At 65.2% G+C, this 6,632-nt stretch carries 9 protein-coding genes; 7 read left to right on the top strand and 2 right to left on the bottom strand.

All coding sequences use genetic code 11. From position 1 onward, the window contains the following. The 3 genes from Q7T84_RS07705 to Q7T84_RS07695 all read left to right on the top strand — a co-directional run. Nucleotides 1–570 (top strand): flagellar hook assembly protein FlgD (locus Q7T84_RS07705; protein WP_304807405.1); only part of this gene is annotated, 570 nt, incomplete at its 5' end. After that, nucleotides 567–878, top strand: a complete 312-nt coding sequence (locus Q7T84_RS07700) for a hypothetical protein (protein WP_304807403.1) — start codon at nucleotides 567–569, stop codon at nucleotides 876–878. The genes Q7T84_RS07705 and Q7T84_RS07700, both read left to right, overlap by 4 nt. 183 nt (nucleotides 879–1,061) lie before the next feature. Continuing rightward, nucleotides 1,062–1,349 carry a DUF1153 domain-containing protein gene (locus Q7T84_RS07695; RefSeq protein ID WP_304807401.1) on the top strand — a complete coding sequence of 96 codons (288 nt, stop codon included), beginning with the start codon at nucleotides 1,062–1,064 and terminating at the stop codon, nucleotides 1,347–1,349. Nucleotides 1,350–1,419: 70 nt separating this feature from the next. Here the strand turns inward: Q7T84_RS07695 and Q7T84_RS07690 are convergent, their stop codons facing one another. Further along, entirely contained in the window at nucleotides 1,420–1,809 is a 390-nt protein-coding gene (locus tag Q7T84_RS07690; RefSeq protein ID WP_304807399.1) for a RusA family crossover junction endodeoxyribonuclease, read from the bottom strand. An 82-nt stretch (nucleotides 1,810–1,891) separates the two neighbouring features. Here Q7T84_RS07690 and fumC point away from each other — a divergent pair, with 82 nt between their 5' ends. The 4 genes from fumC to Q7T84_RS07670 all read left to right on the top strand — a co-directional run bounded on the left by fumC (nucleotide 1,892) and on the right by Q7T84_RS07670 (nucleotide 5,802). Next, nucleotides 1,892–3,283 carry a class II fumarate hydratase gene (gene fumC / locus Q7T84_RS07685; protein WP_304807397.1) on the top strand — a complete coding sequence of 464 codons (1,392 nt, stop codon included), beginning with the start codon at nucleotides 1,892–1,894 and terminating at the stop codon, nucleotides 3,281–3,283. After that, nucleotides 3,283–3,714, top strand: a complete 432-nt coding sequence (locus Q7T84_RS07680) for a GNAT family N-acetyltransferase (RefSeq protein ID WP_304807395.1) — start codon at nucleotides 3,283–3,285, stop codon at nucleotides 3,712–3,714. The genes fumC and Q7T84_RS07680 overlap by 1 nt, the downstream gene beginning before the upstream one ends. A 123-nt stretch (nucleotides 3,715–3,837) precedes the next feature. Continuing rightward, nucleotides 3,838–4,980 carry a patatin-like phospholipase family protein gene (locus Q7T84_RS07675; RefSeq protein WP_304807393.1) on the top strand — a complete coding sequence of 381 codons (1,143 nt, stop codon included), beginning with the start codon at nucleotides 3,838–3,840 and terminating at the stop codon, nucleotides 4,978–4,980. Between the two features lie 36 nt (nucleotides 4,981–5,016). After that, entirely contained in the window at nucleotides 5,017–5,802 is a 786-nt protein-coding gene (locus tag Q7T84_RS07670; protein WP_304807391.1) for a 3-hydroxybutyrate dehydrogenase, read from the top strand. 12 nt (nucleotides 5,803–5,814) lie between these two features. Here the strand turns inward: Q7T84_RS07670 and Q7T84_RS07665 are convergent. Further along, nucleotides 5,815–6,632 (bottom strand): polyprenyl synthetase family protein (locus Q7T84_RS07665; RefSeq protein ID WP_304807389.1); only part of this gene is annotated, 818 nt, incomplete at its 5' end.

Raw genomic sequence — 6,632 nt, 5'->3', positions numbered from 1 at the left:
ATGGACTCCACCCAGTTCACCCAGCAACTGGTGCAGATGACCGGCGTGGAGCAGCAGCTGCTCACCAATGACCTGCTCGAAAAGCTGGTCTCCAACACCGGCTCGGGCATCCAGACCTCGGTCAGCCTGCTGGGTCGCGATGTCCGCGCGCTGAACAGCACCGCCAAGCTGACCGCCGGTAAGGCCGAGTGGGGCTACAAGCTAGATCGCGACGCCACGGACGTCTCCATCGAGGTCGTCGACGGGTCCGGCAAGACGGTCCAGGTGATCAAGCCCACCGAGAACAAGGCCGGCGACCACACCTTTACCTGGGACGGCAAGGACCGCGCGGGGCAGCAACTCGCCAACGGCGGAACCTATACCCTAAGGGTCACGGCGAAGGATTCCGTCGGCGCCGCCGTGCCGGTCACGAACTTCGTCCAAGGCATCGTCACCGGCGTCGAGCAGGTGGACGGCCAGACCCTGATCACCGTCAACGGGGTGAGAGTCAGCTGGGATAAGGTCACCTCGATCGCCGAAGCGCCCAAGGCCCCGGCGACGCCTACACCCGAACCCGAGACGACCGCGTGACCGGCGACGCCACCGAAACGACGGCCAAAGTGAACATCCACGGCATGGCCGAACGCGGCGCCGCGACCTTCGCCAACCCGGACGTCCCGGCCGGCGCAAATGGTAACACCTGTCGCGGCGCGTTTCCGTCGGGTGAGTTTGTCGCCAAGCAGCGAGACGTCGATGGGCTGTGCGCAATCGCCCCGACGCACCTTGACGCCTCGACCATCGGCCTTCCCGCAAAGTTCACCAGACTAATCAGCGCACAGAAAATCCGTCCGTTTTCTTTGAATATCGCCACATCAGCGGATCAATGCTTGAAGAACTAATCAATATTAATAGGTAATTCCTCGCGTTAATCACCATTAACATCGAACGACATCTTAGACTGTATCAGAATCGTACACGGAGGGGTCATGAATAAGCTTTTGTTTACTATCGTGATTCACCGGCTGTTATGCCCCCTCCGATACCTTCGACCCGAACAGTGATGGTCGGAAAGGCGTAAAGCCATGTTGCAACAACAGCAGACGCGCACGAACAGCCGCGGCGAGGCCTATGTCATCGGCCCGACGGGTGCGCCTTTGACGTTGAATGATCTGCCGCCCGCCGACACCGGTCGCTGGGTTATCCGGCGTAAGGCCGAGGTCGTGGCCGCCGTTCGCGGTGGGCTCCTGACCCTGGACGAGGCATGCGAGCGCTACACCCTGACCAACGAGGAATTCCTCGCCTGGCAGAAGTCGATTGATCGCCACGGCCTGGCGGGCCTGCGGACCACGCGGCTTCAGCAGTATCGCTGAACCCGCGCTCTTCAGACTTTAGGGTTTGGGAATGCGACCGCGCCGGTCTCCGGCGCGGTCGCTTTCGTTTTCAGCGCTGATAAGGCCTGCCCAGCAGGTTCGCGTCCGACAGCTTTCGCACTGTCACCACGATACGTTCCCGCTCGCCGGCCCGCCGCTCGACCAGCAGCCGCGCCACTTGGGCGTCGTCATGGAAGGCGTGCCCCTTGATCGCGTCGAGGATCGCCTTGGCCAAGTTATCGAGGTCGATCCACGGCGGATCGCCGACATACTCCATCATGATGTCGACCGAGAATTCGCCCCATGACGGGCGCGCCCCGCGCCAGGCCTTGCGGAAGAACTCGTAGACCAGCGGCTTGTAGTATTTCGATTGAGTGGTCAGGCCGTCCACGACGATCTCGAAGAGGCCCTCGGCCTCCCGCGCGCGCACCTTGCCATGATGGGTCCAGCTGTCGTCCATGGCGCTCCATAATCCGTGCGCGTCTTGCAGTCTCGCGCCCGTTCGTTAAACCGGCGCTGCGAAGCAATCGGAGCCCTTGACCATGACCGCGACCCGCACCGAAACCGACACCTTCGGCCCTATCGAGGTCGCGACCAATGTCTATTGGGGCGCGCAGTCCCAACGGTCGATCGGCAATTTCAAGATCGGCTGGGAAAAGCAGCCCAAGCCGATCATCCGGGCGCTGGGCATCGTCAAGCGCGCCGCGGCCGAAGCCAATATGGAACTCGGCAAGCTCGACCCCAAGATCGGCGCGGCCATCGTCGCCGCCGCCCAGGAAGTGATCGACGGCAAGCTCGACGATCACTTCCCGCTGGTGGTTTGGCAGACCGGTTCGGGCACCCAGTCGAACATGAACGCCAACGAGGTGATCTCGAACCGCGCCATCGAGATGCTGGGCGGCGTCATGGGCTCCAAGAGCCCGGTCCACCCGAACGACCACGTCAATATGAGCCAGTCGTCCAACGACACCTACCCAACGGCCATGCACATCGCCTGCGCCGAGCAGGTGGCCAAGGAGCTGATGCCGGCGCTGGAGCACCTGCACGCGGCCCTGAAGGTCAAGGTCAAGGCCTTCGACCACATCATCAAGATCGGCCGCACCCACACCCAGGACGCTACGCCCCTGACGCTGGGCCAGGAGTTCTCCGGCTATTCGCAGCAGGTCGCCAACGGCGTGCGCCGGATCAAGGACACCCTGGCCGGCCTCTATGAACTGGCCCAGGGCGGCACCGCCGTCGGCACCGGCCTGAACGCTCCGGTCGGCTTCGCCGAACTGGTCGCCCAGAAGATCGCCGACATCACCCGCCTGCCCTTCATCACCGCACCGAACAAGTTCGAGGCCCTGGCCGCCCACGACGCGATGGTCTTCAGCCACGGCGCGATCAACACCATGGCCGGCAGCCTGTTCAAGATCGCCAACGACATCCGCTTCCTGGGTTCCGGCCCCCGCTCGGGCCTGGGCGAACTGTCCCTGCCGGAGAACGAGCCCGGCTCCTCGATCATGCCGGGCAAGGTCAACCCGACCCAGTGCGAGGCCTTGACCATGGTCTGCACCCAGGTGTTCGGGAACAACGCGACCATCACCTTCGCCGGCGCTTCGGGTCACTTCGAGCTGAACGTCTTCAACCCGGTGATGGCCTACAACTTCCTGCAGTCGTGCCGCCTGATGGCCGACGCCTCGATCTCCTTCACCGACAACTGCGTGGTCGGGATCGAAGCCCGTGAGGATAACATCAAGGCCGCGCTCGAGCGCTCGCTGATGCTGGTCACCGCCCTGAACGGCAAGATCGGCTACGACAACGCCGCCAAGATCGCCAAGACCGCCCACAAGAACGGCACCACCCTGCGCGAGGAAGCCGTCGGCGGCGGGTACGTCACCAACGAAGAGTTCGACACCCTGGTGCGCCCGGAAAAAATGATCAGCCCGGGCTGATGATCCAGCTCGTCCGGATCATTGACGAACTACCGGACGATTTCGAACGCCTGGAAGCCGAGGCGACGGCCGAGGGCCATCGCCACATCGAGGGGCTGAGCCAGGATTGGAACAGCGGGACGCAGCGCTTCGCCGGCGACGGCGAGGCCCTGCTGGTCGCGTACCAGGCGGGTGAACTCGTCGGCGTCGGCACGAGCACCCTTGAACCGACCGAGCGCCACGCTCAAGCCCTACGCATACGCCACCTGTTCGTGTCGCCTGGCGCGCGCCGCGGCGGCGTGGCCCGCACCATCGTCGCCGCGCTGATCCAGGAAGGCCTCGACAACGCGGCCCTGATCACCGTGCACGCGGGCGCCTTCGACGCCTTCTGGAACGCACAGGGCTTCCAGCCCGTCGCTGGCCAAGCCTGGTCGCACGAACTTCGTCGCTAGCGGCCGCCTCCTCGCAGATTGTTGATTCAGCCGTAAGGCGTAGGCTTGCGAACGGCCTTTTGTGCGCCGCAATATAGGTGCGCAGATGGGCGCCTGACCATCTCGCCCGTCCCTGGGGGCCGCATGCCACCTGAAGCTCCACCAGACGCTCCGCCCCCGCGCCGCGTGCTTGTCCTCCAGGGCGGGGGCGCGCTCGGCTCCTACCAAGCCGGGGTCTATGAGGCGCTTCGCGACGGAGAGCTCGATCCGAGCTGGATCGCGGGGATATCCATCGGCGCCGTCAATGCGGCCATCATCGCCGGGAACCCGCCCGAGCGCCGCGTGGAGCGACTGCGGGAATTCTGGAACCTCGTCACCTCGGGTTGGACGCCGTCCCCGTTGCCGATGATGGAGCAGGCACGCGCGGCGATCAGCGACGCCAGCGCCGGCTGGGCGGTGGCCGGCGGTGTACCGGGCTTCTTCTCGCCACGACTCCTAACCCCGTGGCTGCCCACCGCGACCGATCCGAGCGCGCTGAGCTTTTACGACACCGCGCCCCTGCGCCAGACCCTGGAGCGTCTGGTCGATTTCGACCGGATCAACGCCAAGGATACGCGTCTCAGCGTCGGGGCGGTCCACATCAAGACCGGCAATTTCGTCTATTTCGACAATCTGCATCAGAAGATCGGCCCCGAGCACATCATGGCGTCCGGCGCCCTCCCGCCTGGCCTGCCGCCCATCGAGATCGACGGCGAGTGGTACTGGGACGGGGGCCTTGTCTCCAACACCCCGCTCGAATACGTGCTCGACAGCGGCGTGGACGAGGACCTGATGATCTTCCAGGTCGATCTGTTCAACGCCCGTGGGCCGCTCCCCAAGACCCTGGGCGAGGCGACCGAGCGCGAGAAGGACATCCGCTATTCCAGCCGCACTCGGCTGAACACCGACGCCAACCTGCGGATTCATCGCCTCAAGGCCGCCCTGCGTGACCTGCTCGCCGCCCTGCCCGAAGCGATGGCCAGCGAGCCCAGTGTCGGACTGCTCAAGGATCTCTCCAAGGAGAGCGCTGTGACGGTGATCCAGCTGATCTATCGCGCCAAATCCTACGAGGGCGGCTTCAAGGACTTCGAGTTCTCCCGGCAGACCATGCTTGACCACTGGTCGTCCGGCGTCACCGACGCCAACCGATGCCGACGCAATCTGGAACACTACGCCCGCAAACCTGACGGGGCCGCCACCGCCGTGTTCGATCCAGGCCGCGAAGCCCTGGACCAGGACCAGCCCTGAACCCAAGCTACCCATTATCTTCCACGGAGCCGCCCCATGAGTCTCAAGTCCAAGTCCGCCGTCGTCACCGGTTCGACCAGCGGCATCGGCCTGGCCATCGCCCGCGCCCTGGCCAAGGAGGGCGCCAACGTCCTCATCAACGGCTTCGGCAAGCCCGAGGACATCGAGAAGGAACGCGCGGGCATCGAGACCGAATACGGCGTGAAGGCGATCTACTCCGGCGCCGACATGACCAAGCCCGAGCAGATCGCGGACATGATCGCCGAGGCTGAAACCACCTTCGGGTCTGTAGATATCCTGGTGAACAACGCCGGCATTCAGTTCGTCTCGCCGGTGGAGGCCTTTCCCACGGAGAAGTGGGACCAGATCATCGCGATCAACCTGTCGTCGGCGTTCCACGCCATCCACGCCGCGGTTCCTGGCATGAAGGCGCGCGGTTGGGGCCGGATCATCTCCACGGCCTCGGCTCACTCGCTGGTGGGATCACCCTTCAAGTCGGCGTATGTGGCGGCCAAGCACGGCATCGCCGGGCTCACCAAGGCTGTCGCTCTTGAGGTGGCCACCAACGGCGTCACCGTTAACTGCATCAGCCCTGGCTATGTCTGGACGCCGCTGGTGGAGAGCCAGATCCCGGACACCATGAAGGCCCGCAACATGACCAAGGAGCAGGTCATCAACGATGTGCTGCTGGCCGCCCAGCCCACCAAGCAATTCGTCACGCCGGAGGAAGTCGCCGCCGTGGTCATCTTCCTCTGCTCGGACGCCGCCAAGCAGATGACCGGCGCGAACCTCTCCGTCGATGGGGGATGGACGGCGGCCTAGCCGCCGTACCGCCTAGGCCTGGCGGCCGACCGCGAAGTCCGCCAGGTCTTCAAGCGCCGGACGCCAGCTGTTGTTGCTGGCGAACTCGGCGAGTTGCACCTTGGCCGTGGCGGCGTAGTTGGCCGCCAGGTCCAGGGTCGCGGCGTCAGCGCCGGTCGAGGCGATCAGGTCGCGAGTGCGCTCGAAGTCGCCGTCGCCCTGCTCAAGCCTGCCGACGGTGCGGTCCCAGAACGCCTTCTCCGCGGCGCCGGTGCTGGCGATGGCCAGCAGCAGCGGCAGGGTGGCCTTGCCTTCTCGGAAGTCGTCCCCGGGGTTCTTGCCGAGCGTCGCGCTGATCCCGCTGTAGTCCAGGGCGTCGTCGACGAGTTGGAAAGCCAGGCCCAGGTCTTGGCCGAAGGTCCGCAACGCCTTGCAGCGCTCAGGGCTGGCGCCGGCCGAAACCGCTCCGGCCTCGGCAGCGGCGGCGAACAGCTCGGCCGTCTTGGCCTTGATGATTTCCAGATAAAGGTCCTGGCCGAGATTGAGGTCGTGGGCGCGGGTGAGTTGCAGCACCTCGCCCTCGGCGATCACGCGGCTGGCGCGGGCCAGGATCTCCAGCGCCTGCATGGAGCCGGCCTCGACCATCAGCTCGAAGGCGCGGGCGAACAGGAAGTCGCCCACCAGAACGCTGGCCGGCGCGCCCCAGATCAGGTGCGCGGCGACCTTGCCCCGGCGCAATTGCGAGGAATCGACCACGTCGTCGTGAAGCAGAGTGGCGGTGTGGATGAACTCCACCGCGGCGGCCAGCTTCAGACAGGCGTCATCCTGCGCGCCGGCGACACGCGCCGCGG

Origin of the sequence: Phenylobacterium sp. (assembly GCF_030654915.1) — a bacterium.
In the GTDB taxonomy this organism is placed as follows: Bacteria; Pseudomonadota; Alphaproteobacteria; order Caulobacterales; family Caulobacteraceae; genus Phenylobacterium.
The sequence above is the reverse complement of the archived record's forward strand: the minus strand, read 5'-3'. Positions and strand labels throughout refer to the sequence as shown.

Coding starts and splice junctions, on each gene's coding strand:
- Q7T84_RS07695 (WP_304807401.1), top strand. CDS start 1,062: ATGTTGCAACAACAGCAGACGCGCACGAACAGCCGCGGCGAGGCCTAT.
- Q7T84_RS07690 (WP_304807399.1), bottom strand. CDS start 1,809: ATGGACGACAGCTGGACCCATCATGGCAAGGTGCGCGCGCGGGAGGCC.
- fumC (WP_304807397.1), top strand. CDS start 1,892: ATGACCGCGACCCGCACCGAAACCGACACCTTCGGCCCTATCGAGGTC.
- Q7T84_RS07680 (WP_304807395.1), top strand. CDS start 3,283: ATGATCCAGCTCGTCCGGATCATTGACGAACTACCGGACGATTTCGAA.
- Q7T84_RS07675 (WP_304807393.1), top strand. CDS start 3,838: ATGCCACCTGAAGCTCCACCAGACGCTCCGCCCCCGCGCCGCGTGCTT.
- Q7T84_RS07670 (WP_304807391.1), top strand. CDS start 5,017: ATGAGTCTCAAGTCCAAGTCCGCCGTCGTCACCGGTTCGACCAGCGGC.